Below are 23507 nucleotides of genomic sequence, written 5' to 3'. Positions count from 1 at the left end.
CATGGAACGCGACAGTCAACTCGAGCTCTACGAACTCGTCGCGGACCGGCTGAAAGAAGCACACACACGGGTGCGCTCACTGCAAGTCCCGGAGGGCGTAAGGATGGCGCTGTCCCGGAAGCTGTTGGTCGTCACAGCCGCGGCGAAGCATGATCTCGCCGATGCGGCAAGGCGCCTGGACAGGTTGATGAAGGACCTCGACGAGGGTCGATTCCCTGAAGGCGACTGATGCGAAGGAACTCCGTAACGGACTACAGCGTTGCGGCACTAGGGTGATTAGCCCGTTTCGTGTTTGATTTGCGGTATATATCCGCCTAACGTGCGAAATAAGCTTGAACACATTCGTTCTGGCGAAGTCTCCGAAGGGGAAGACGTGAACAAGGCGCAGCTCGTAGAAGCGATTGCCGACAAGCTGGGCGGCCGCCAGCAGGCCGCGGATGCTGTCGACGCGGTACTGGACGCGATCGTCCGCGCTACCGTCGCGGGCGACCGGGTCTCGGTCACGGGCTTCGGCTCGTTCGAGAAGGTCGACCGTCCGGCCCGTTACGCCCGCAACCCGCAGACGGGTGAGCGCGTCCGGGTCAAGAAGACCTCTGTCCCCCGCTTCCGTGCCGGCCAGGGCTTCAAGGACCTGGTCAGCGGCACCAAGAAGCTGCCCAAGGGCGGCGAGGTGTCCGTGAAGAAGGCCCCCAAGGGGAGCCTCACCGGCGGCGCCTCCGCGACGGTCAAGAAGGCCGCGGCGAAGAAGGCCACCACCGCCAAGAAGGCCGCGGCGAAGACCGCGGTCGCGAAGAAGGTCGTGGCCAAGAAGACCACCGCCACCGCCAAGAAGGCCACTCCCGCGGCCAAGAAGACCACCGCCACCGCCAAGAAGGCCACTCCCGCGGCCAAGAAGACCACGGCCACCGCGAAGAAGACCACCGCCGCGGCGAAGAAGACCGCGCCGGCGGCCAAGAAGGTCACCGCAGCGACGAAGGCGCCCGCCAAGAAGACGGCGACGCGCAAGGCCACCGCGAAGAAGACCACCGCCCGCAAGAAGTAGGGGCACGCGTCACACAGGCCGGGCCGGCTTTCCCCGCGTGGGGGAGCCGGCCCGCGGTGCGTTCGGGGCGCCGGCAGGACCCGTACGGGGCCCCGGCGGCCGTGTGTCAGAAGGTCTGCAGCGTCACCAGGGTGATGCGCAGGCTCGCGCCCGCGCCGTCCGTCTCGATCCGGACCCGCTGCCCGGGCCGCAGCAACCGCAGGCCGCCCGCGTCGAAGGCCGGGGCCTCGAAGGGCACCGGAGTGCCGTCGTCCAGCAGCACACTGCCGCTGCGGGTCTCGGAGTCGTACGTGTACGCGGTCGCCTGCATACGGGCACTGTATCGGGCGGTGTGGCGCCCCACACCGAGGGTGAGCGCCGTCCGCAGATCCGCGGCCGTGTCCACGTCCCGGCGCACGCTGTCGACGTCCACCAGGGCGATTTCCACGGCTCCCGAGGCCGAATGCCTGGCCCGTGAAGGCCCGCCGAAGGACGGGGCCAATTCAACGTCCGGCGCGGCGGAAAGCAGGGTCGTCCCGATTCCGGCGGCATCCGCCAGAAATGCCCGCGGAAATACCGAGGCGTTATCGAGCACGCGTTGCAATTCCGGGGGCCGCAGCGCGGGCAGATCGGCGTTCAGCGCGGCCACCGCCGCCCCGGGCCGCCGCGAGCGCGCCACCCGCGCCCCGTGGGCCAGGGCCGCGTTGAGCCCGGCCGCAGGGGCGTCCGGAACGATCCGCGCTCCGAGCCGAGCCAGCTCCGCAGCCGCCTCGGCGTCGTCCGTGACGACCACCACATCCTCGACCGCGGCGCAGGCCAGGGCACCCGCGACGGTGTCCAGGGCGAACGCCAGGGCGAGGCCCGGCCGAGAGGCGCCCACGGCCCGCGCGAGACGGCTCTTCGCCACCGCCAGGGGTTTCAGCGGGACCACCAGACTCCAGACGGCGTTCGTGACGGACCCCTTCCCTCCGGTGCACTCCGGCACGTCCTCCGGCCATGGTCAGGTCATGGCCGGGTCATGTGTCGGCCCATTGTCGCCTCCACCCGGGCAACCCGGGAGTCCGGTGGCGTGAGCGGGGCGTACGGTGTTCTCGACAGAGACCGGGCGTGGGGTGACACTTGTCCGGCCGACGAGGTGCCCAAGCCCCGCACCGGTCCTAGAGGAAGGTGTCCGAGTGTCCCGCCGCAGAATCGGCTTCTGGTACCGCCTGGCGGCGGTCATCGCAAAACCGCCGCTGGTAGTGCTCTTCAAGCGGGACTGGCGGGGAATGGAGCACATTCCGGCCGAGGGTGGATTTATCACCGCCGTCAATCACAACTCGTATCTGGACCCGCTCTCGTACGCGCACTTCCAGTACAACACCGGCCGCGTGCCCCGCCTGCTCGCCAAGGCCGCCCTCTTCAAGGTCCCTATTGTCGGGTCGATCCTGCACGGATCCGGGCAGATCCCCGTCTACCGGGAGTCCACCAACGCCCTGGACGCATTCCGGGCCGCCGTGGACGCCATCGAGCGCGGCGAATGCGTGGCCTTTTACCCGGAGGGCACCCTCACCCGCGACCCGGACATGTGGCCGATGGCGGGGAAGACCGGCGCCGCCCGCGTGGCACTGATCACGAGGGCGCCCGTCATTCCGGTGGCCCAGTGGGGCGCGAACCTCGCAATGCCGCCCTACGCCAAGGAGAACAAGGTCCGGCTCCTCCCGCGCAAGACCCTCCAGGTGCTCGCCGGGCCGCCCGTGGACCTCTCCGCCTTCTACGACCGGGAGCCCACTCCGGACGTCCTGAGGGAGGCCACCGAGGCCATCATGGCGGCCATCACCGCGCTGCTGGAGGAGGTGCGCGGCGAGACCGCGCCCGAGCAGCCGTACGACCATCGCAACGCCAGGGCGGAACAGCGGCGCAGGGCCGCAGGGGAGGGCAACAAGTGACACGTCCCGTGAAGGCGACCGTCTTCGGAACAGGCTCCTGGGGCACGGCCTTCGCCATCGTCCTCGCCGACGCCGGCTGCGAGGTGACGCTGTGGGGCCGCCGCCAGGAGGTGGTCGACGCCATCAACACCGGCCGGACCAACCCGGACTACTTCCCCGGCGTCGAACTCCCCTCGAACCTCCGGGCGACCACCGACCCGGCCGAGGCCGCGGCCGGCGCCGACTTCACCGTCCTCGCCGTCCCCTCGCAGACCCTCCGCGACAACCTCGCCGCATGGGCACCCCTGCTGGCCCCCGAGACCGTGCTCGTGTCCCTGATGAAGGGCATCGAACTCGGCACCGCCAAGCGGATGAGCGAGGTCATCGAAGAGGTGGCCAAGGTCCCGGCCGAGCGCATCGCCGTGGTCACCGGCCCCAACCTGGCCGCCGAGATCGCCGCCCGCCAGCCCGCCGCCTCCGTCGTGGCCTGCGTGGACGAGAGCGTGGCCCAGCGCCTCCAGGCCTCCTGCCACACCCCGTACTTCCGCCCGTACACGAGCACCGACGTCACCGGCTGCGAGCTCGGCGGCGCCGTCAAGAACGTCATCGGTCTCGCCGTCGGCATCGCGGACGGCATGGGCCTCGGCGACAACACCAAGGGCTCGCTCATCACCCGCGGACTCGCCGAAGCCACCCGCCTCGGCGTCGCGATGGGCGCCGACCCGCTCACCTTCTCCGGCCTCGCGGGCCTCGGCGACCTGGTCGCCACCTGCTCCTCGCCGCTCTCCCGGAACCACACCTTCGGCACCAACCTCGGCCGCGGGATGACCCTGGAGGAGACCATCGCGGTCACCAAGCAGACCGCCGAGGGCGTCAAGTCCTGCCAGTCGGTGGCCGATCTGGCCCGCCGGCACGGGGTGGACATGCCCATCACCGACACCGTCGTGGACATCGTCCACCACGGCAAGCCGACCCTGGTCGCGCTCAAGGACCTCATGGGCCGCAGCGCCAAACCGGAACGTCGCTAGCTCCTTTCCGGACGCTTGAGCGGGTACTCTCGTGGCGATATGAGCAGCGAGAACCTCTCCCAGACCCCTGAGCAGCAGGGCCGCAAGCCCCGCGTGGCCGTCGTGTTCGGCGGCCGCAGCTCGGAACACGCCATCTCGGTCGTCACGGCGGGCGCCGTGCTGCGCTCCATCGACCGCGCCAAGTACGAGGTGCTGCCCATCGGCATCACCACGGACGGCCGATGGGCGCTGACCGCCGACGAGCCCGAGCGGATGGCCATCGCCGACCGCAAGCTCCCCAGCGTCGAGGAGCTCGCCGACTCCGAGGACGGCGCCGTCGTGCTCTCGGTCGACCCGGCCAGCCGCCAGGTCGTCTACACCGAACCGGGCGCCGTTCCCAAGGCCCTGGGCGAGGTCGACGTCGTCTTCCCCGTCCTGCACGGCCCGTACGGCGAGGACGGCACCCTCCAGGGCCTCCTGGAGCTCTCCGGCATTCCGTACGTCGGCTCCGGCGTCCTCGCCTCGGCCGTCGGCCAGGACAAGGACTACATGAAGAGGGTGTTCACGTCCTTCGGGCTGCGCGTCGGCCCGTACGTGACCATCCGCCCCCGCGAGTGGGAGGCCGACCGGGACGCGGCCCGCGGCCGGATCCTGGACTTCGCCGCCGAACACGGCTGGCCGCTCTTCGTCAAGCCCGCCCGGGCCGGCTCCTCCATCGGCATCACGAAGGTCGACGACGCCTCCGGCCTGGACGCCGCCGTCAAGGAGGCCCGGCGCCACGACCCGAAGATCATCGTGGAGGCGCTGCTGCGCGGCCGCGAGATCGAGTGCGGGGTCCTGGAGTTCGAGGACGGGCCGCGCGCGAGCGTCCCGGCCGAGATCCCGCCGGTCTCCAGCCACGACTTCTACGACTTCGAGGCGAAGTACATCGACTCCGCCTCCGGGATCGTGCCCGCCCCGCTGACCCCGGAGCAGACCGCCGAGGTGCAGCGGCTCGCGATCGAGGCCTTCGAGGCGGCGTCCTGCGAGGGCCTGGTGCGCGCCGATTTCTTCCTCACCGAGGACGGCAGCTTCGTCATCAACGAGATCAACACGATGCCGGGCTTCACGCCGATCTCCATGTACCCGCTGATGTGGCAGAAGACGGGCATCGAGTACCCGGAACTGGTGGACCGCCTGATCCAGGCGGCCCTGCGCCGCTCCACCGGCCTGCGCTGACCCGTCCGACGAGCCGACCGCCCGCCGCCCGCCCCCGAAGGCGTGGACGGCGGGCGGCGGTGTGCCCGGTACCCGGTGCGCGGTGTTCAGCAGTGTTGTGCGGTGCTCAGTGGTGCTCAGTAGGAGGCGATGCCCACGGGCACCGTCCCGTCCACGGCCGCGGACAGCCCGACGAGCATCCCCGCGTCCGTGGCATGCTCCTTGTCGACCCGGACCTGGGTGTACGCCAGCCGCATCCCGGTCGTGAAGCGGAAGTCACCGTTGTCGAGCTTCTCCAGCAGCCAGGTGACCCCGTTGATGTCGACACCCCCCTGCTTCTCATCCAGCATCTCGGGGGGTCGGGGGATACCGCACCGCAGTACGATCGCCGAGCCGCCCCACGCGGCGGTCAGATCGGACTCCGGTTCGGTCCTGGTCCGCGCCAGGCCGGCCACCGACTCCGGGAGCTCCTTGTGCAGTGCGGCACAGAGCCCCGCGACGGCGGCGGGCGGCGTGGGCGGAGGGCCGACCCGGGCAACGGAGCCGCCCGGGGAACACGCCGCGAGGGCCAGGACGGCCGACGCGGCGAGGACACGGAGGGGCCGGCGGTGGAGGGACATCACCGGCCAAGAGTAGACGGGGGCTACAGATGGACCACCGGGCAGGTCAAGGTGCGGGTGATCCCCTCCACCTGCTGGACCTTGGCGACGACCATGCGGCCGAGCTCGTCCACGGTGTCGGCCTGGGCGCGCACGATCACGTCGTACGGGCCCGTCACGTCCTCGGCCTGGATCACCCCCGGGATCTGGCCGATGGACTCGGCGACCAAGGACGCCTTGCCCACTTCGGTCTGGATAAGGATGTACGCCTGTACCACGGAACCTCCAGGGCGGCCACGAGGATCATTTCCCCTAACCTTCGGGTGGGCCCCACACGATTGAACGGGCCGGGGGAAGAAGGGACGCCACGGTACCGCGTCGCCGTGCGCCACGGGGAGACCCGCGGGCCCGGCGCCACGCACAGCGGGGCGTACGGAGAGCACAAGTTGACGTATCTGTTGACGGTACCCAGAGCTGAGACGGCTCGCGACCGCAAGCGGACTGGGCAAGAAGGGGCACAGCGATGAAGGGCACTGTCGGCGAGCTGGGGGAGTTCGGGCTGATCAGGGAGCTCACCTCACGTCTCACCACCACCCCGGCGGTCCGGCTGGGACCGGGCGACGACGCCGCGGTGGTCTCCGCCCCCGACCGGCGGGTCGTGGCGAGCACCGACATCCTGCTGGAGGGCCGGCACTTCCGGCGCGACTGGTCCACGGCCTACGACGTCGGCCGCAAGGCCGCCGCGCAGAACCTCGCCGACATCGCCGCCATGGGGGCGGTGCCGACCGCGCTGCTCCTCGGCCTCGTCGTCCCCGCCGAACTCCCGGTCACCTGGCCCACCGAGCTGATGGACGGGATCCGCGACGAGTGCCAGGTCGCCGGCGCGGCCGTGGTCGGCGGGGACGTCGTCCGCGGGGACGTCATCACCGTCGCCATCACCGCGCTCGGCGACCTGCGCAACCACGAGCCCGTCCTGCGCTCCGGCGCCCAGCCCGGCGACGTCGTCGCCGTCACCGGCTGGCTGGGCTGGTCCGCGGCCGGTTTCGCCGTGCTCTCGCGCGGCTTCCGCTCCCCGCGGGCCTTCGTCGAGGCGCACCGGCGCCCCGAACCGCCGTACCACGCGGGCCCCGCGGCCGCCGGACTCGGCGCCACGGCCATGACCGACGTCAGCGACGGCCTGATCGCCGACCTCGGGCACATCGCCGAGGCCAGCAAGGTACGGATCGACCTGCGCTCGGCGGCCGTCGACATCCCGACCCAGATGCACGACATCGGGCAGGCCGTCGGCGTGGACCCGCTGCAGTGGGTGCTCACCGGGGGAGAGGACCACGCGATCGTCGCGACCTTCCCGCCCGACGTGAAGCTCCCCGCCCGCTGGAAGGTCATCGGCGAGGTCCTCAACCGCTCCGCGCTGCCCCAGGTGACCGTGGACGGCGCGCCCTGGACCAGCACCGGCGGCTGGGACCACTTCGGGGCCGACCCGACCGCCCAGGACGGCACGCTGTGAGCACCGCCCCGCCGCTGTGCCTGACCGTCGCCGGATCCGACTCCGGCGGCGGCGCGGGCATCCAGGCCGACCTCAAGACGATGCTGGCGCTCGGGGTGCACGGCATGAGCGTGGTGACCGCCGTGACGGCACAGAACTCCCTCGGTGTACGGGGAGCCTGGGAGCTGCCCGCCGAGGCCGTCACGGCCCAGTACCGGGCCGTCGTGGACGACATCGGCGTCCAGGCGGTGAAGACCGGGATGCTCTCCTCCGCCGCACTGGTGGAGACGGTGGCCGCGCTGCTGGCCGACACCCCGGCACCGGCCGTCGTGGACCCCGTCGGGGTCTCCAAGCACGGGGACGCGCTGCTCGCCGACTCGGCGCTGGACGCCGTACGCAAGGAGCTGCTGCCGCGGGCCACCGTGGCCACCCCCAACCTGGACGAGGTGGCCCGGCTCACGGGCGTGGTCGTGGAGACCGAGGACGACATGCGGCGGGCCGCCGACGCGATCCTCGGCCACGGGCCGCGGTGGGCGCTGATCAAGGGCGGACACCTCGCGGCGCACGGCCACGAGGCCGTCGACCTGCTCACCGACGGGACCGAGGTGCGGTGGCTGCGCGCCCCCCGGCACGACAACCGGCACACCCACGGCACCGGCTGCACCCTCGCCAGCGCGATCGCGGCGGGCCTGGCCAAGGGCCTGGCCGTCCCGGAGGCCGTCACGGCCGCCAAGGAGTACGTCACGGGCGCCATCGCCGCCGGCTTCGCGCTCGGCGGGGGCATCGGCCCGGTGGATCACGCCTGGCAGTGGCGCTGAGCCCCGCCGGACAAGGCAAAAGGCCGGTTCACCAGAGGTGAACCGGCCTTTTTGGCAACCGGAAAGGGCTGCGCTACGACGGGAGGCGTCAGCGCGAGACCTTGCCGGCCTTGATGCACGAGGTGCAGGCGTTGAGGCGCTTCGGCGTCCCATTGACCACGGCACGGACGCGCTGGATGTTCGGGTTCCAGCGACGCGAGGTGCGGCGGTGCGAGTGGGAGATGTTGTTGCCGAAGCTCGGCCCCTTGGCGCAAACGTCGCAGTTGGCAGCCACAGGTCACTCCAAGACTTCAGATGCAATTACAGTGAAACCGGCGCACCGGATTCAGAGGTCTGAAGTGGTTTGCCGGGGGAATGGCCCGACTCTCATCGGGCAACCGGAGCAGCATACAACGACTGCGTCCGTCCAAGAAAACTACCATGGCCGCCGCTGCCCCCGCCCCGCGGTCCCGACGCCCGGGCGGTCCTTCGTTACCCTGCGGTGAACCCTGGCCCGCACAAGGAGGAACGCCCGGTGCCGCACGAGCCGCAGCCGCAGGCCCCTGACGAGCTCGACGCCGAAGCGGTGCGCACCTGGAGTTCGCTGGCCCTGGCCGCACTGGGCCGGGCCCGCGAGGACATCGACGCCATCAACGTCTACCCGGTCGCCGACGCGGACACCGGCACCAACCTCTACCTCACCGCCGAATCGGCCGACCGAGGCCTGACCGAGGCCTTCCCCGGGGTGACCGACGGCACAGGGGCCACCTCCCTGTCCGAGGCCGTACGGGCGTGGGCGCACGGGGCGCTGGTGGGGGCCCGCGGGAACTCCGGGACGATCCTCGCGCAGCTGCTGCGCGGGGTGGCCGACGTACTCGGCGCCGAGCAGGCCGACCGGGCGGAGCACGGCGGGCTGCTGGCCCGCGCCCTGACCCGGGCCGCGGAGGAGGCGTACGCGGCCGTCGCGCACCCGGTGGAGGGCACCATGCTCACCGTCGCGGGCGCCGCCGCCCGGGCCGGCGAGGCGGCCGGAGCCGCCGCCGGGACCGCGGTCGACGTGGCCCGCGCCGCCTACGACGGGGCGCGCGCCGCGCTCGCCGAGACCCCCGGCCAGCTCGCCGCGCTGGGCCGGGCCGGGGTGGTCGACGCCGGGGGCTGCGGGCTCGTCGTCGTCTTCGGCGCCCTGTGGCAGGCGCTGTCCGGTCAGGAACCGGCCGCCGAACCCGTGCGCGGCCGGGCGGTACCCGTCCCGCAGCCGCCGGACCCCTGCGCGCAGGAGGACGACGGGCCCGCGTACGAGGTGATCTACCTGCTGGAGGCCTCCGAGGCGGCCGTCGGCGAACTGCGCGAACGCCTCGACGGACTCGGTGACTCACTGGTCGTGGTCGGCGGCGACGGACTGTGGAACGTCCACGTCCACGTCGACGACCCCGGCGCGGCCGTGGAGGCCGGAGTCGTGGCCGGACGGCCCTACCGGATACGGATCACGCACTTCGGGGACGAGCGCCGCCGGGCGCGGGGCGAGCGCGCCCAGCGTGCCGTGGTCGCCGTCGTTCCCGGCGAGGGACTGGCCGGGCTGTGCGCGGAGGCCGGAGCGACCACCGTGCTCGTACGCCCCGGCGAACTGCCGGCCGCCGCCGAACTCCTCGACGCCGTCCGCCGCGCGCACGCCCGCGAGGTGGTGCTCCTGCCGGGCGGCGCCGAGCTGCGCGCCGCCGCGGCCGCGGCCGCCGAACAGGCCCGCGCCGAGGGCGTGCGGGTGGCCGTGATCCCCACCCGCTCCGCGGTCCAGGGCCTGGCCGCCCTCGCCGTGCACGACCCCGAGGGCAGCTTCGACGAGGACGTGGTCGCCATGACGGCGGCGGCCGGCGCCACCCGGTACGGGGAACTGGCCGTCGCCGAACGGCAGTCCTTCACCTCGGCCGGCATCTGCCAGGCCGGCGACGTGCTCGGCCTCATCGACGGGGACGTCGCGGTGATCGGCGCGGGCCTGATCGAAACCGCCGAGGCCGTCCTGGACCGGATGCTGGGCTCCGGCGGCGAACTCGTCACCCTGGTCCTGGGACCCGATGTGCCGGACGCCGTCGCCGAGCGCCTGGAGGCGTACGTCCAGCACGGCCACCTCGCCGTGGACACCGTCACCTACCGGGGCGGCCGCTACTCGGCTCCGCTCCTCATCGGGGTGGAATAGCGGGCTTGTCAGCGCCATGGTGTGCAATGGAACACGTGCCCGCGCTCGACGAAGACCTCAAGAAGACGCTCGGTCCCGCCACCGCCAAGGTGCTGGCCGAGCAGCTCGGCCTGCACACGGCCCTGGACCTGCTCCACCACTACCCCCGGCGGTACGCCGAGCGCGGTGAGCTGACCTCGCTGGCCGAGCTCGCCGACCAGATCGACGAGCACGTGACCGTCGTCGCGCAGGTCGCCGACGCCCGGATCCTGACCTTCAACGGGGGCCGCGGCAAGCGCCTGGAGGTGACCATCACCGACGGCAGCGGCCGCCTCCAGCTGGTCTTCTTCGGTGCCGGCGTCCACAAGCCGCACAAGGACCTGCTCCCCGGCAGCCGTGCGATGTTCGCCGGCAAGGTCTCCCGGTTCAACCACAAGCTCCAGCTCGCGCACCCGGCCTACGAGCCGCTCGGCGGGGACGCCTCCGACCGGGACGCCGCGGCCGCCTTCGCCGGTCAGCTCATCCCGATCTACCCGGCCTGCGCCAAGCTGGAGTCCTGGAAGATCGCCAAGTGCGTGGACGCGGTACTGCCCAGCGCCCAGGACGCCGTGGACCCGCTGCCGCCCGCCCTGCGCGAGGGCCGCGGGCTGGTCCCGCTCACCGAAGCCCTGCTGAAGATCCACCGGCCGGGCACCAAGGCCGACATCGAGGACGCCCGTCAGCGCCTCAAGTGGGACGAGGCCTTCGTCCTCCAGGTCGCCCTGGCCCGCCGCCGGCACGCCGACTCACAGCTCCCGGCCGTCCCCCGCCGCCCGTCCCCCGGCGGCCTGCTCGACGACTTCGACGCGAAACTGCCCTTCACCCTCACCGAGGGCCAGCAGAAGGTCTCGAAGGAGATCTTCGACGACCTCGCCACCAGCCACCCCATGCACCGCCTCCTCCAGGGCGAGGTCGGCTCTGGTAAGGCCCAGCCCCTCGACTCACTGGTGCTGACGCCCGCGGGTTTCCGACCCATGGGAGACATCGAGGTGGGGGACGAGGTGGTGGTGCCGTCCGGCGAGATCGCTCTCGTGGGGGGTGTCTTCCCGCAGGGAGAACGCGATGTGTGGCGGGTGGTGCTCTCGGACGGGAGCGCCGTCGAGTGCGATGACGAACACCTTTGGATCGTCGGGACTAGTGGTGGGTGGCACCGTGGCCAAGAGCCCAAGGTATTGACCACAAGGGAGATCAGGTCGGACCTCCACAAGGCCAATGGATCTTCCAAGTGGTATCTGCCGGTGGCCGTCCCCGTGGACCTCGGGAACGGTGACCGCCAGTCCCTTGATCCCTACCTGATGGGAGTGCTCCTCGGTGACGGCTCCTTCCGACACAATCTGAGACTGTCCACCGCGGACGACGAGATCCTGGCTGCGGTCGAGGCGGCGGTCGCCCCGTACTGCGAGATGGCCGCAGTGCCCGGTTCCGCCTGCGACTACACGATCCGGATGAGCGGCCCGAGGGGCGGCACCCGACGCAACCCCGTCATCCAGGCGGTGCGGGACCTGGGGCTGTGGGGCGCGACCTCACACGACAAGTTCGTCCCGGACGTCTACAAGAACGCACCGGTCAAGGACCGCCTGGCGGTCCTTCAAGGGCTCATGGACACGGATGGGACGTTGCACGCGAACGGAACGAGCATCTCGTTCTGCTCTGCTTCCCCCCGGTTGGCACAGGACGTGGCCTGGCTCGTGCGCTCTCTCGGTGGACGTGCTCGTGTGTTGCCCAGGAAGGCAGCATTCAGCGTCTCCGTCGCGCTGCCCGAAGAGTTCGAGCCGTTCCGGTTGCCGCGCAAGGCGGCACGCATGCGACCGAGGCCGAAGTACAACACTTTCCGGCGCGGTATCCGGGCTGTGGAGCACGTGGGCCGCAAGCCGGTGCAGTGCATCAGGGTCGAGCATCCGAGCCACGCCTACGTGACCGACAACTTCACCGTGACGCACAACACCATGGTGGCCCTGCGCGCGATGCTCGCCGTCGTGGACAGCGGCGGGCAGGCGGCCATGCTCGCGCCCACCGAGGTGCTCGCCCAGCAGCACCACCGCTCCATCACCGAGATGATGGGCGAGCTCGCCGAGGGGGGCATGCTCGGCGGCTCCGACCGGGGCACCAAGGTGGTGCTGCTCACCGGCTCCATGGGCATGCCCGCCCGCCGCCAGGCCCTTCTCGACCTGGTCACCGGCGAGGCCGGCATCGTGATCGGCACGCACGCGCTGATCGAGGACAAGGTGCAGTTCCACGACCTCGGCCTGGTCGTCGTGGACGAGCAGCACCGCTTCGGGGTGGAGCAGCGCGACGCACTGCGTTCCAAGGGGAAGCAGCCCCCGCACCTGCTGGTCATGACCGCGACCCCGATCCCGCGCACGGTCGCCATGACCGTCTTCGGCGACCTGGAGACCTCCGTCCTCGATCAGCTGCCCGCCGGGCGCTCCCCGATCGCGACGCACGTGGTGCCCTCGAAGGACAAGCCGCACTTCCTCGCCCGGGCCTGGGAGCGGGTCCGTGAGGAGGTCGAGAAGGGACACCAGGCCTATGTGGTCTGCCCCCGCATCGGCGACGGGGAGGACGACCCCAAGAAGAAGGCCACCGAGGACGACGGCGACCGGCGGCCGCCGCTCGCCGTCGTGGAGATCGCCGAGCAGCTCACCCGCGGACCGCTGGCCGGGATCGGCGTCGAGGTGCTCCACGGCCGGATGGACCCCGCCGACAAGGACGACGTCATGCGCCGGTTCGCCGCCGGCGAGGTCAAGGTGCTGGTCGCCACCACCGTCATCGAGGTCGGGGTGAACGTCCCCAACTCCACCGTCATGGTGATCATGGACGCGGACCGGTTCGGCGTCTCCCAGCTCCACCAGCTGCGCGGACGGGTCGGCCGCGGCTCCGCGCCGGGTCTGTGCCTGCTGGTCAGCGAGATGCACGAGGCGAGCCCCGCCCGCGCCCGCCTCGCCGCGGTCGCCGCCACCCTCGACGGCTTCGAACTCTCCCGGATCGACCTGGAGCAGCGCCGCGAGGGCGACGTACTGGGCCAGGCCCAGTCAGGGGTCCGCTCCTCGCTGCGCATGCTCGCCGTCATCGAGGACGAGGAGGTCATCGCCGAGGCGCGGGAGGAGGCCACCCGCGTGGTCGCCGAGGACCCCGCGCTGGAGCGGCTGCCGGGCCTGCGGACCGCGCTGGAGGCCCTGCTCGACACCGAGCGCGAGCAGTACCTGGAGAAGGGCTGAGCGGCACGACCTATCGTTGGAGTGCCGCGGCGACGCCGGGGCACCCCCTGTCGCCGTACCGAAGGACCCCAGATGACCCGCGTGATCGCCGGTAGCGCCGGCGGGCGACGGCTGGCCGTGCCCCCCGGCACCGGCACCCGGCCGACCTCGGACCGGATGCGCGAAGGCCTCTTCTCCACCTGGGAGTCGCTGCACGGCGTCGAAGAGGCCCGGGTGCTCGACCTGTACGGCGGCTCCGGCGCCGTCGGCCTGGAATCGCTCTCCCGGGGCGCGGCCCACACCCTGCTCGTCGAGGCCGATGCCAAGGCCGCGAAGGCGATCCGGGACAACATCCAGACGCTGGGCCTGCCCGGCGCGGAGTTCCGCGCGGGCAAGGCGGAGCAGATCGTGGCCGCCAGGGCCGCCGGGGACCCGTACGACCTCGTCTTCCTGGACCCGCCGTACGCCGTGGACAGCGCCGACCTGCGGGAGATCCTCCTCACACTCCGGTCCAATGGCTGGATCACCGGCGATGCGCTCGTCACCGTGGAGCGCAGCACCAGGAGCGGCGCCTTCCCGTGGCCCGAGGGCTTCGAGCCGCTCCGGTCGCGCAAGTACGGCGAGGGCACCCTGTGGTACGGCCGCGCCGCCTTCACCAGCGAAGAATCATGAACGAGGGAGTTCAGTTGCGCCGCGCCGTCTGTCCGGGGTCCTTCGATCCCATCCACAACGGACACCTCGACATCATCGGACGCGCCTCCAGGCTGTATGACGTCGTCCACGTCGCCGTGATGATCAACAAGTCGAAGCAGAGCCTGTTCACCGTCGAGGAGCGGATCGAGCTGATCCGCGAGGCGACCGCCGGCTACGGGAACATCCAGGTCGAGTCCTTCCACGGCCTGCTCGTCGACTTCTGCAAGCAGCGGGACATCCCGGCCATCGTCAAGGGCCTGCGCGCGGTCAGCGACTTCGACTACGAGCTCCAGATGGCCCAGATGAACATGGGCCTGTCGGGCGTCGATACGCTGTTCGTCCCGACCATCCCCGTCTACAGCTTCCTGTCCTCCTCGCTGGTCAAGGAGGTCGCGACCTGGGGTGGCGACGTCGCCCACCTGCTGCCGCCGCACGTCCACGCGGCGCTCCTGGAGCGGCTGCGCAACCGCTGACTCCCTGATGGGCCGTCAGGCAGTGTCGGGGGCCCACCCGGTGGCCTTACAGTCGTCCCGTCCGTCTCAGGAACCGCCTGAGGCCGAGAGAGTGCGAGCCCCCATGGACGTGCAGAAGAAGCTCGACGAGATCGTCGCGGCCGTCGGCGGCGCCCGGTCCATGCCCATGTCGGCCTCCTGCGTGATCAACCGCGCCGAGCTGCTGGCCCAGCTCGAAGAGGTGCGGCGCGCGCTGCCGGGCTCGCTCGCGCAGGCTCAGGAGCTCATCGGCGGCCGGGAGCAAATGGTCGAGGACGCCCGCCGCGAGGCGGAGCGGATCATCGACGCGGCCCACAACCAGCGCGGTTCGCTGATCTCCGACACGGAGATCGCGCGGCGCTCCCAGGCCGAGGCGGACCGGATCCTGGACGACGCCCGCCGGGAGGCCGAGGAGATCCGGGCCGAGGCCGACGACTACGTCGACAGCAAGCTCGCGAACTTCGAGGTCGTGCTGACCAAGACCATCGGCTCGGTGGACCGGGGCCGGGAGAAGCTCCTGGGCCGGGGTCCGGGCCTGGACGAGCACGGCTACCCGGACATGGACGCGCCGGAGCGCAGCCATGACCCGGAGACGCAGCGGCAGCAGGCGGACGCCTACGTCGACACCAAGCTGGCGACCTTCGAGGCGGTGCTCTCCAAGACCCTGGAGGCCGTGGGCCGCGGCCGTCAGAAGCTTCTGGGCCGGGTCCCGTCGGACGACCTGGGCGTGCACATGGCGGCCCAGGACGCGGTGGGCGGACAGGCCTCCCGCTCGGCGAGCGACTCGGACTTCCTGGCGGGACTGGCGGAGCCGGAGCCGCTGCACGCGCAGGGGCAGATCCCGGCGCAGTCCGAGCCGGTGTACGACACGTACTCCTACCAGCAGCAGCCCGCCCAGCAGCAGGACGCGTACTCCTACCAGGACCCCTACGGCGGCTACCAGCAGCAGCCGGACCCGTACTCCGCCGCAGGCGGCGGCACCAACGGAGCGGGTTACGCCGCGCACTACGACGCGCAGCAGCCCGACCCGTACGCGGCCTACCCGTCGCAGGGCCAGCAGCAGGCCGGGCAGCCGTCGCTCGACGAGACCAGCCTCTTCGACACGAGCATGATCAACCTGGACCAGCTGCGCCAGTACGAACAGGGGCGCTAGTACCGGATTGGGCGCTGGGCGCCGCGCCGGGTATCCTGGCTCTTCGGTCGCGCGTATGCACCGCGATCCATGCTGCCCTGGGGCGGCGGAATTTTTGATCTTCAGCGATCTGTGAAAGCAGGAACGGCCCTGAATACCCGCCTCGACCACAGCAACCCCCTCGTGTTCGACACGCACGAGCTGGGTCGGCGTCCTGGTGCCATGCAGCGGCTGTCCCGTGAGATCGCGGCACCGGCGGACTTCGGTCTCGCCGGCGTCATCGGAGTGCCGGAAGGCGCCCCGGTGAAGCTCAGCCTCCGCCTCGAGTCGGTCATGGAAGGGGTGCTTGTCACAGGCACCGCCCGTGCGCAGGCCGTAGGGGAGTGCGTAAGGTGTCTGGAGTCCGTCGAGCGCGAGCTCAAGGCGGACTTCCAGGAGATGTTCTCGTACCCTGACGCCGACGACCGGAGCCGCTCCAAGGCGGAACCGGCCGACGACGCCGAGGACGACGAGGACACGCTCTTCCTCGAGGACGGTTTGTTCGACCTCGAACCCGTGCTGCGGGATGTGGTGGTGCTTGCACTGCCCATGCAGCCGGTGTGCCGGGAGGACTGTCTCGGACTGTGCCCCGATTGCGGGCTCAGCCTGAACGACGACCCGGACCACCACCATGACGCCGTCGACATCCGTTGGGCGGCATTGCAGGGACTCGTCGTGACCGATCAGGACGACGAGAAGGACAACATGAGCGGCACTGCCTCTGACGGAGTTCAGGGCGCCGCCGAGAAGCAGGAGAAGTAGCCGTGGCTGTTCCGAAGCGGAAGATGTCGCGCAGCAACACGCGCCACCGCCGGTCGCAGTGGAAGGCTGCGGTCCCCACCCTGGTTTCGTGTGAGCGTTGCCAGGAGCCGAAGCTCCAGCACATTGCGTGCCCGAGCTGCGGCACCTACAACAAGCGCCAGGTCCTCGAGGTCTGAGCGGCTGGTGAGAGGCGCAATGTCTGAGCTGTCCAACGCTGAGAAGCAGGCAGACAGTAACAACGCGGCCTCGTCCCACACGCTTCTGGAAGGGCGGCTCGGGTACCAACTCGAGTCCGCCCTTCTGGTGCGTGCACTGACCCACCGCTCGTACGCGTACGAGAACGGCGGTCTGCCCACCAACGAACGGCTGGAGTTCCTCGGGGACTCCGTGCTGGGCCTGGTGGTCACGGACACGCTGTACACGACTCACCCCGATCTCCCCGAAGGCCAGCTGGCCAAGCTTCGGGCCGCGGTGGTCAACTCGCGTGCACTGGCGGAGGTCGGGCGCGGCCTCGAACTCGGCTCCTTCATCCGGCTCGGCCGGGGCGAAGAGGGTACGGGTGGCCGGGACAAGGCCTCCATCCTCGCCGACACCCTTGAAGCGGTGATCGGCGCGGTCTACCTCGATCAGGGCCTCGACGCGGCCTCGGAGCTGGTTCACCGGCTCTTCGACCCGCTCATCGAGAAGTCCTCGAACCTCGGGGCCGGCCTGGACTGGAAGACCAGTCTCCAGGAACTCACGGCCGCCGAAGGCCTTGGCGTGCCCGAGTACCTGGTCTCCGAGACAGGTCCGGACCACGAGAAGACCTTCACTGCTGCCGCCCGCGTCGGTGGTGTCTCGTACGGCACCGGCACCGGCCGCAGCAAGAAAGAAGCGGAACAGCAGGCCGCGGAGTCCGCATGGCGCGGTATCCGCGCCGCCGCGGACGAGCGGACCGCTGCGGCGGCAGCCGTCGCCGCAGCCGCTCCGGCCGAGGTCCCGGCTTCGGCCGGGACCGGGGACGGCGGGGTGCCGACGCCCGCCGACCCGGCGCCGGAGGCCTGACGCTTCCTTCGGGACGTACCCGCCCGCTCCTGCCTCGCAGGGGCGGGCGGTTGTCGTTCACGGGGGGCCGGTACGCTCGCCGGGAGCGTCCGGATCCGCGTCCTGGGAGGTATACCGTGCCCGAGCTGCCCGAAGTCGAAGTCGTGCGGCGGGGGCTGGAGCGCTGGGTGGCCGGGCGGACGATCGAGACCGTCGAGGTCCTGCACCCGCGAGCCGTACGCCGCCACCCGGGCGGCGGGGCCGACTTCGCGCAGCGGCTGCGCGGGGAGACCGTCGGAGTGCCGCAGCGGCGCGGCAAGTACCTGTGGCTGCCGCTGGAGGGGCGGGACCTGTCCGTGCTCGGGCACCTCGGGATGAGCGGGCAGCTGCTCGTGCAGCCGCAGGACGCCCCCGACGAGAAGCACCTTCGGATCCGGGTGCGGTTCACCGATTCCGGCCGCGATTCCGCCGCGGGAGCCGCGGGGACGGAACTGCGCTTCGTGGACCAGCGGACCTTCGGCGGGCTCTCCCTGCACGAGAACACCACCGACGGCCTGCCCGACGTCATCGCGCACATTGCGCGCGACCCCCTGGACCCGCTGTTCGACGAGGTGTCCTACCACCTCGCGCTGCGCGCCAAGCGGACCACCGTCAAGCGGGCGCTGCTGGACCAGTCCCTGATCAGCGGGGTCGGCAACATCTACGCGGACGAGGCGCTCTGGCGCGCCAAACTGCACTACGAGCGCCCCACGGCCAACCTCACGCGCCCCCGGAGCGCGGAACTCCTCGGCCACGTCCGGGACGTCATGAATGCCGCCCTCGCCGTCGGCGGCACCAGCTTCGACAGCCTCTACGTCAACGTGAACGGGGAGTCGGGCTACTTCGACCGTGCGCTCGATGCCTACGGACGCGAGGACGAGCCCTGCCGGCGCTGCGGCACGCCGATGCGCCGCCGCCCGTGGATGAACAGGTCGAGCTACTTCTGCCCGCGCTGTCAGCGGCCGCCGCGCGCGGCGTCGTAGGACTCCCGGGCGGTCAGCACGGCCGGCATGCTCCCCTCCAGGCAGTGGATGAGCGCGAGCAGCCGGTCCGCGACCTCGACGCCGAGCGGGGTCAGTTCGTAGTCGACGCGCGGCGGGTTCGTCGGCTGCGCCTCGCGGTTGACTATGCCGTCGCGCTCCAGGGCGTGCAGGGTCTGGGAGAGCATCTTCTCGCTCACGCCCTCGACCCGGCGGCGCAGTTCGTTGAAGCGGCACGGGCCCTCGCGCAGGGCGCCCACGGTGAGGCTGCCCCAGCGGCCGGTGACGTGTTCCAGGGTTTCCCGGGACGGGCAGGCGCGCGCGAAGACGTCGAACGGTTGCTCGGTCTCGGCGGCATCGGTGCAGGCAGGGGTCTCCATGAGGGCAAGCGTACGCCCCTACAGCGCTAACTCGTGGGTTGCGCTTTCCAAAAGTTAGTGATTCTCTTTCTCTCGTCGCACCACGCCCTGTGCTGCGGCGGGAGTTTTCCGAGGGAGAGATCAGCCTTGTCCGCAATCACGCACACCCCCGTCGTCTCGATCGCCTACCACTCCGGCTACGGCCACACCGCCGTCGTCGCGGAGGCGGTCCGCAGCGGCGCCGTGGACGCCGGGGCGACCGTTCACCTGATCAAGGTCGACGAGATCGACGACGCGCAGTGGGAGCTGCTGGACGCCTCCGACGCGATCGTCTTCGGCTCCCCGACCTACATGGGCACCGCGTCCGGCGCCTTCCACGTCTTCGCCGAGGCCTCCTCGAAGCGCTGGTTCGGTGACGCCTGGCAGGACAAGGTGGCGGCCGGCTTCACGAACTCGGCGTCCAAGAGCGGCGACAAGCTGCACACCCTGCAGTTCTTCCAGATCCTGGCCGCGCAGCACGGCATGAGCTGGATCAACCTCGGCCTGAAGCCGGGTTGGAACTCCAGCACGGCCTCCGAGAACGACCTGAACCGCCTCGGCTTCTTCGCCGGCGCCGCCGCCCAGTCCAACTCCGACGAAGGTGCGGACGCGGTCCACAAGGCCGACATCGCGACCGCCGAGCACCTCGGCCGGCGCGTCGCCGAGCAGACCCGCATCGTCATCGCGGGCCGCGCGGCCCTGGCCACCGCGGCGGTCTGAGCGGGCGGGCCCCTGTGGGGCCCGCCCCGATCAGAAGCCGAAGTCCTGGGTCCACCAGGGGCCGCCGGCGGCGAAGTGGGCGCCGACGCCCAGGGTGCGGAACTCGCAGTTGAGGATGTTCGCCCTGTGCTCCGGGCTGTTCATCCAGGCCTTCATCACGGCCTCGGCATCACCCTGGCCGCGGGCTATGTTCTCGCCGCCGAGGCCCGAGAGCCCGGCCTTGGTGGCGCGGTCCCAGGGGGTGTTGCCATCGGGGTCGTCGTGGCTGAAGAACCCGCGGGTGGCCATGTCCAGGCTGAAGGCCCCGGCCAGCGCCGCGAGCGGCGGATTGGCCCGGACCGGGCTGCACCCGGCCAGCGCGCGCTCCTGGTTCACCAGCTCGACGACGGAGGCCTCCTCCGCGGAGTGGCTGTCCAGCGGCGGCCGGGGCGCGGGGGTGGCCGACTTCGAGGGCGTGGCCGGCTTCGAGGGGGCCGGGGCGGCCGTGCTCCTGGAGGCCACCGGGGCGGGCGGTGCGGCCGGGCTGGTGCGCGGGGCCCTGGGCGAGGGCGCCGTCGTGGCCGGCGCCGGTGCGGACGGGGAGGGCGAGGCGCTCGAAGCGGCAGGGGTGCTCGGCGAGGCCGAGGGGGAGCTGCTCGGCGAGGGGCTCGCGGACGGCGGGGCCGAAGGCGAAGGGGACGCGGAGGCCGACGGGCGCGGCGACGCGGTGCCCGCGCCGGTGCCCGTGGAGGCGCGGCCCGAGAGGTTCGCGAGGCCGCTCTGCTCGCGCAGTGCCGTATCCGGGTCGGCCGGGGCCTTGGCCTTGGCCGCGGGGGCATCCGTACCGCTGACACCCACATAGGGGAAGGATCCACCGACCGGCACCGTGCCGGTGGTGACGGCAGCCGTGCCGAGGGCAACGGCCACCGAGACGCCCAGCAGGCCGGTGCGCAGGGCGGTGCCGCGCTTGCCGCCGCTGTGCGGCGCGGTGGGGAGTCGATGACGTCCCATCGGAGCGTGCCTTCCTTGCCGGATCAAGATCATCCCTTACCCACCCAAATGGGTGAGTTCATTGGTGCGCGACTGTACGCCATGGGTCCAGGGGGGCGATGTGTCCCGAAAGTGCTCGCCCGGTTAGCGTTCACGCATGAATGAAGATGTCCGTCTGACCGCCTGGGTGCGCGGCCGTGTGCAGGGAGTGGGCTTCCGCTGGTTCACCAGGGAGAACGCTCTGGAGATCGGTGGGGTCGTCGGCTTCGCGCTCAACCTGGACGACGGGCGAGTACAGGTGGTCGCCGAAGGTCAACGTGAGAATTGCCACCGGCTCCTCGACTGGCTGCGGTCCTCCGACACGCCCGGCCGGGTGGACGGAGTGACAGAGATCTGGGGCACACCGCGCGGTGGCTACGACGGATTCGGCATGCGGTGACCGATCGACTGATCATGCACTCATCACACCTCTGAGCTGCCGCACATGGTCGGAACTGCGCATTCCTCGTCGACGCGTTGCCGACGGGGGCGATCCGTGGAAGGCTCGGAGACGAGGATGATCTCCACATCCCTTGCGGGGACCGGGGGCGCCCGCCGATACGGGGCGTGATCGTGTTGACCGTCAAACTTTTTGGTGAGACGCTGGAAGCCCCGCGCACCTGAGCTGTTTGGCAGTGTTGGCAGTAGTAAGCGCAGTGACTGTCAGTCGCTGTCGGACATCCGCGGGTGCGATTCCCTCACGACCCACACCGCTTCGGTCGGTCACTCAGTGTGGAGGACCATCCATCATGGCAAAGGCGCTTCTCGGTTACGTCGGCGGTTCTGACCCGCGACTCCTCGCCGAGATGCGACGGCTTCAGCAGCGCGTCCAGGACCTCGAGTCCGAGCTCGTACGGATTCAGTCCGAAAATGACGCGCTGAACGCGGCCGCCGCTCAGCACGACGGAGACTCGCTGCTCGGCAGCATCGACATCGACGTACCCCAGGCGGAGCCTGCGCTCACCTGACCCGCTCACTCGTCGCTCGACTCCAGCCCCGCATGATCTGCAAGGGACGCTTCGGCGTCCCTTCGTTCTTACCTCGGCCTCTTTTCGGGACCACCACGCCATGGACCACAGGGCCAGGTGGGGGGCCTGATCCCATTGGCGTCAGTTGTGCCCAGCACCTTCATGGGTGAAACCGAACGCGAAAGGTAGAGTCCGGCGGCGTGCACCTCAAGTCCCTGACCCTGCGTGGCTTCAAATCCTTCGCGTCCGCGACCACCCTGCGCTTCGAGCCCGGTATCACCTGTGTCGTGGGCCCGAACGGCTCCGGCAAGTCCAATGTGGTGGACGCGCTGTCCTGGGTCATGGGCGAACAGGGAGCCAAGTCCCTGCGCGGCGGGAAGATGGAGGACGTCATCTTCGCCGGGACCACCGGGCGTCCGCCGCTCGGGCGCGCCGAGGTGTCGCTGACGATCGACAACTCCGACGGCGCGCTGCCCATCGACTACGCCGAAGTCACCATCACCCGGATCATGTTCCGCGGCGGCAGCAGCGAGTACCAGATCAACGGTGACACCTGCCGCCTGCTCGACATCCAGGAGCTGCTCTCCGACTCCGGCATCGGCCGCGAGATGCACGTCATCGTCGGCCAGGGCCAGCTGGACTCCGTACTGCACGCCGATCCCATGGGCCGCCGTGCCTTCATCGAGGAGGCGGCCGGCGTACTCAAGCACCGCAAGCGCAAGGAGAAGGCGCTGCGGAAGCTGGACGCGATGCAGGCCAACCTCGCGCGCGTCCAGGACCTGGGCGACGAGCTGCGGCGCCAGCTCAAGCCCCTGGGGCGGCAGGCGGCGGTCGCCCGGCGGGCGGCCGTGATCCAGGCCGACCTGCGCGACGCGCGGCTGAGGCTGCTCGCGGACGACCTGGTCGTACTGCGGCGCGCGCTCGACGCGGAGATCGCGGACGAGGCGGCGCTCAAGGAGCGCAAGGAGGCCGCCGAGGCCCAGCTGGCGGGAGCACTGCGGCGCGAGGCGGAGCTGGAGGAGGCGGTCCGGGAGCTCGCACCGCGGCTGCAGCGGGCGCAGCAGACCTGGTACGAGCTGTCGCAGCTCGCCGAACGCGTGCGGGGGACCGCGTCCCTGGCGGACGCGCGGGTCAAGAGCGCGACGGCTCCGGCCGAGGAGGAGCGGCGCGGCCGCGATCCCGAGGACATGGAGCGGGAGGCCGCGCGGATCCGCGAGCAGGAGGCGGAACTGACGGCGGCTCTGGAGGCGGCCTCGCGGGCGCTGGAGGACACGGCCGAGCACCGGGCCGAGCTGGAGCGGGCGCTGGCCGACGAGGAAAGGCGGCTGCGGGACGCCGCGCGGGCCATCGCCGACCGCCGCGAGGGGCTGGCCCGGCTGACCGGGCGGCTCGGCGCGGCCCGCTCCCGCGCGGGAGCGGCGCAGGCCGAGATCGACCGGCTCGTCGCGGCGCGGGACGCCGCGCAGTCCCGGGCCGCAGCCGCGCAGGAGGAGTACGAGGCGCTGGCGGAGGAGGTCGGCGGGCAGGACGACCCGTCAGCCGACACGGACCACGAGGCAGCCCGGGAGCGGCTGGCGGCGGCGGAGACGGCCCTGTCCGCCGCGCGCGACGCCCTGTCCGCGGCGGATCGCTCACGTGCGGCCGTCTCGGCGCGGCGGGAGGCGCTCGCGCTCGGGCTGCGCCGCAAGGACGGTACGGGCGCGCTGCTCGCTGCGCGGGAGCGGCTGGCCGGGCTGCTGGGCCCGGCGGCGCAGCGGCTGTCGGTGACCCCCGGGTACGAGGTCGCCGTGGCCGCGGCACTGGGCTCGGCAGCGGATGCGCTGGCGGTGGCCTC

General features: G+C 71.2%; 25 protein-coding genes and 1 pseudogene. 20 read left to right on the top strand and 6 right to left on the bottom strand.

Annotation, left to right across the window (positions count from 1 at the left end):
- The first annotated feature begins 1 nt into the window (after position 1).
- Together IE257_RS31880 and IE257_RS31875 are read left to right on the top strand one after the other, a co-directional pair.
- A complete protein-coding gene (locus tag IE257_RS31880) occupies positions 2-229 on the top strand; it encodes an SCO5555 family protein (protein ID WP_030009267.1) in 228 nt (75 codons plus the stop codon).
- 144 nt (positions 230-373) lie between these two features.
- On the top strand, positions 374-1042 hold the full coding sequence (locus IE257_RS31875) for an HU family DNA-binding protein (RefSeq protein WP_189973324.1): 669 nt from the start codon (positions 374-376) through the stop codon (positions 1040-1042).
- A 313-nt stretch (positions 1043-1355) separates the two neighbouring features.
- Here IE257_RS31875 and cofC read toward each other — a convergent pair.
- Positions 1356-2006: pseudogene (gene cofC, locus IE257_RS31870) on the bottom strand (2-phospho-L-lactate guanylyltransferase); the annotation flags it as partial.
- 190 nt (positions 2007-2196) lie between these two features.
- On the opposite strand from cofC, the gene IE257_RS31865 reads away from it, so the two are divergent.
- Genes IE257_RS31865 through IE257_RS31855 form a run of 3 tightly spaced genes read left to right on the top strand, consistent with a single transcriptional unit; the run spans position 2197 to position 5153 of the window.
- On the top strand, positions 2197-2949 hold the full coding sequence (locus IE257_RS31865) for a lysophospholipid acyltransferase family protein (RefSeq protein WP_189973322.1): 753 nt from the start codon (positions 2197-2199) through the stop codon (positions 2947-2949).
- On the top strand, positions 2946-3956 hold the full coding sequence (locus tag IE257_RS31860) for an NAD(P)H-dependent glycerol-3-phosphate dehydrogenase (protein WP_189973321.1): 1011 nt from the start codon (positions 2946-2948) through the stop codon (positions 3954-3956). The genes IE257_RS31865 and IE257_RS31860 overlap by 4 nt, the downstream gene beginning before the upstream one ends.
- 39 nt (positions 3957-3995) lie before the next feature.
- Complete coding sequence (locus IE257_RS31855) at positions 3996-5153, top strand: D-alanine--D-alanine ligase family protein (RefSeq protein WP_189973320.1); 1158 nt, start codon at positions 3996-3998, stop codon at positions 5151-5153.
- Positions 5154-5269: 116 nt separating this feature from the next.
- Here the strand turns inward: IE257_RS31855 and IE257_RS31850 are convergent, their stop codons facing one another.
- Both IE257_RS31850 and IE257_RS31845 read right to left on the bottom strand, forming a co-directional pair.
- Complete coding sequence (locus IE257_RS31850) at positions 5270-5752, bottom strand: DUF3515 family protein (protein ID WP_189973319.1); 483 nt, start codon at positions 5750-5752, stop codon at positions 5270-5272.
- Positions 5753-5775: 23 nt separating this feature from the next.
- Positions 5776-6009, bottom strand: a complete 234-nt coding sequence (locus tag IE257_RS31845) for an Lrp/AsnC family transcriptional regulator (protein ID WP_030386435.1) — start codon at positions 6007-6009, stop codon at positions 5776-5778.
- A gap of 245 nt (positions 6010-6254) precedes the next feature.
- On the opposite strand from IE257_RS31845, the gene IE257_RS31840 reads away from it, so the two are divergent.
- Together IE257_RS31840 and thiD are read left to right on the top strand one after the other, a co-directional pair.
- Positions 6255-7238, top strand: coding sequence for a thiamine-phosphate kinase (locus IE257_RS31840; protein WP_189973318.1), 984 nt, complete (start codon positions 6255-6257; stop codon positions 7236-7238).
- A complete protein-coding gene (thiD, locus tag IE257_RS31835; protein ID WP_189973317.1) occupies positions 7235-8035 on the top strand; it encodes a bifunctional hydroxymethylpyrimidine kinase/phosphomethylpyrimidine kinase in 801 nt (266 codons plus the stop codon). Before IE257_RS31840 ends, thiD begins: the two co-directional genes overlap by 4 nt.
- An 88-nt stretch (positions 8036-8123) precedes the next feature.
- Here thiD and rpmB read toward each other — a convergent pair whose 3' ends face one another.
- A complete protein-coding gene (gene rpmB, locus IE257_RS31830) occupies positions 8124-8309 on the bottom strand; it encodes a 50S ribosomal protein L28 (protein ID WP_007266795.1) in 186 nt (61 codons plus the stop codon).
- A gap of 240 nt (positions 8310-8549) precedes the next feature.
- Here rpmB and fakA point away from each other — a divergent pair, with 240 nt between their 5' ends.
- From fakA to mutM, 9 genes are all read left to right on the top strand, one after another.
- On the top strand, positions 8550-10205 hold the full coding sequence (gene fakA, locus IE257_RS31825; protein ID WP_189973316.1) for a DAK2 domain-containing protein: 1656 nt from the start codon (positions 8550-8552) through the stop codon (positions 10203-10205).
- 26 nt (positions 10206-10231) lie between these two features.
- Entirely contained in the window at positions 10232-13441 is a 3210-nt protein-coding gene (locus IE257_RS31820; RefSeq protein WP_189973315.1) for a helicase-related protein, read from the top strand.
- A 72-nt stretch (positions 13442-13513) separates the two neighbouring features.
- Complete coding sequence (gene rsmD, locus IE257_RS31815; protein WP_189973314.1) at positions 13514-14092, top strand: 16S rRNA (guanine(966)-N(2))-methyltransferase RsmD; 579 nt, start codon at positions 13514-13516, stop codon at positions 14090-14092.
- A 14-nt stretch (positions 14093-14106) separates the two neighbouring features.
- Positions 14107-14586 carry a pantetheine-phosphate adenylyltransferase gene (gene coaD, locus IE257_RS31810; protein ID WP_189973351.1) on the top strand — a complete coding sequence of 160 codons (480 nt, stop codon included), beginning with the start codon at positions 14107-14109 and terminating at the stop codon, positions 14584-14586.
- Between the two features lie 103 nt (positions 14587-14689).
- Positions 14690-15757, top strand: a complete 1068-nt coding sequence (locus IE257_RS31805; RefSeq protein ID WP_189973313.1) for a DivIVA domain-containing protein — start codon at positions 14690-14692, stop codon at positions 15755-15757.
- A 69-nt stretch (positions 15758-15826) separates the two neighbouring features.
- Complete coding sequence (locus IE257_RS31800) at positions 15827-16537, top strand: YceD family protein (protein WP_189973312.1); 711 nt, start codon at positions 15827-15829, stop codon at positions 16535-16537.
- A gap of 2 nt (positions 16538-16539) precedes the next feature.
- On the top strand, positions 16540-16713 hold the full coding sequence (gene rpmF / locus IE257_RS31795; RefSeq protein WP_003965982.1) for a 50S ribosomal protein L32: 174 nt from the start codon (positions 16540-16542) through the stop codon (positions 16711-16713).
- Between the two features lie 19 nt (positions 16714-16732).
- Entirely contained in the window at positions 16733-17581 is an 849-nt protein-coding gene (gene rnc, locus IE257_RS31790) for a ribonuclease III (protein WP_189973311.1), read from the top strand.
- A 116-nt stretch (positions 17582-17697) separates the two neighbouring features.
- Positions 17698-18582: a bifunctional DNA-formamidopyrimidine glycosylase/DNA-(apurinic or apyrimidinic site) lyase gene (gene mutM / locus IE257_RS31785; protein ID WP_189973310.1), complete on the top strand. Its 885-nt coding sequence runs from the start codon at positions 17698-17700 to the stop codon at positions 18580-18582.
- Here the strand turns inward: mutM and IE257_RS31780 are convergent.
- Entirely contained in the window at positions 18555-18959 is a 405-nt protein-coding gene (locus tag IE257_RS31780) for a winged helix-turn-helix transcriptional regulator (RefSeq protein ID WP_189973309.1), read from the bottom strand. The two genes, mutM and IE257_RS31780, sit on opposite strands and share 28 nt — an antisense overlap.
- Positions 18960-19094: 135 nt before the next feature.
- Here IE257_RS31780 and IE257_RS31775 point away from each other — a divergent pair, with 135 nt between their 5' ends.
- A complete protein-coding gene (locus IE257_RS31775) occupies positions 19095-19697 on the top strand; it encodes a flavodoxin family protein (RefSeq protein WP_448700375.1) in 603 nt (200 codons plus the stop codon).
- 30 nt (positions 19698-19727) lie between these two features.
- Here IE257_RS31775 and IE257_RS31770 read toward each other — a convergent pair whose 3' ends face one another.
- Positions 19728-20687, bottom strand: coding sequence for a CAP domain-containing protein (locus tag IE257_RS31770; protein WP_189973307.1), 960 nt, complete (start codon positions 20685-20687; stop codon positions 19728-19730).
- A gap of 136 nt (positions 20688-20823) precedes the next feature.
- Here IE257_RS31770 and IE257_RS31765 point away from each other — a divergent pair, with 136 nt between their 5' ends.
- The 3 genes from IE257_RS31765 to IE257_RS38675 form a co-directional block, all read left to right on the top strand.
- The gene (locus IE257_RS31765) at positions 20824-21105 is read left to right on the top strand and encodes an acylphosphatase (RefSeq protein ID WP_030012523.1); all 282 of its coding nucleotides are present in this window, start codon (positions 20824-20826) and stop codon (positions 21103-21105) included.
- Between the two features lie 349 nt (positions 21106-21454).
- Positions 21455-21673, top strand: coding sequence for a hypothetical protein (locus IE257_RS31760; protein WP_030012524.1), 219 nt, complete (start codon positions 21455-21457; stop codon positions 21671-21673).
- A gap of 200 nt (positions 21674-21873) precedes the next feature.
- On the top strand, positions 21874-23507 hold a 1634-nt coding region (locus tag IE257_RS38675; protein ID WP_229920773.1), incomplete at its 3' end, for a chromosome segregation SMC family protein.

This window comes from Streptomyces avidinii, assembly GCF_014650695.1.
Classification (GTDB): domain Bacteria; phylum Actinomycetota; class Actinomycetes; order Streptomycetales; family Streptomycetaceae; genus Streptomyces; species Streptomyces avidinii.
This window is presented reverse-complemented; position numbering and strand designations above follow the sequence as displayed.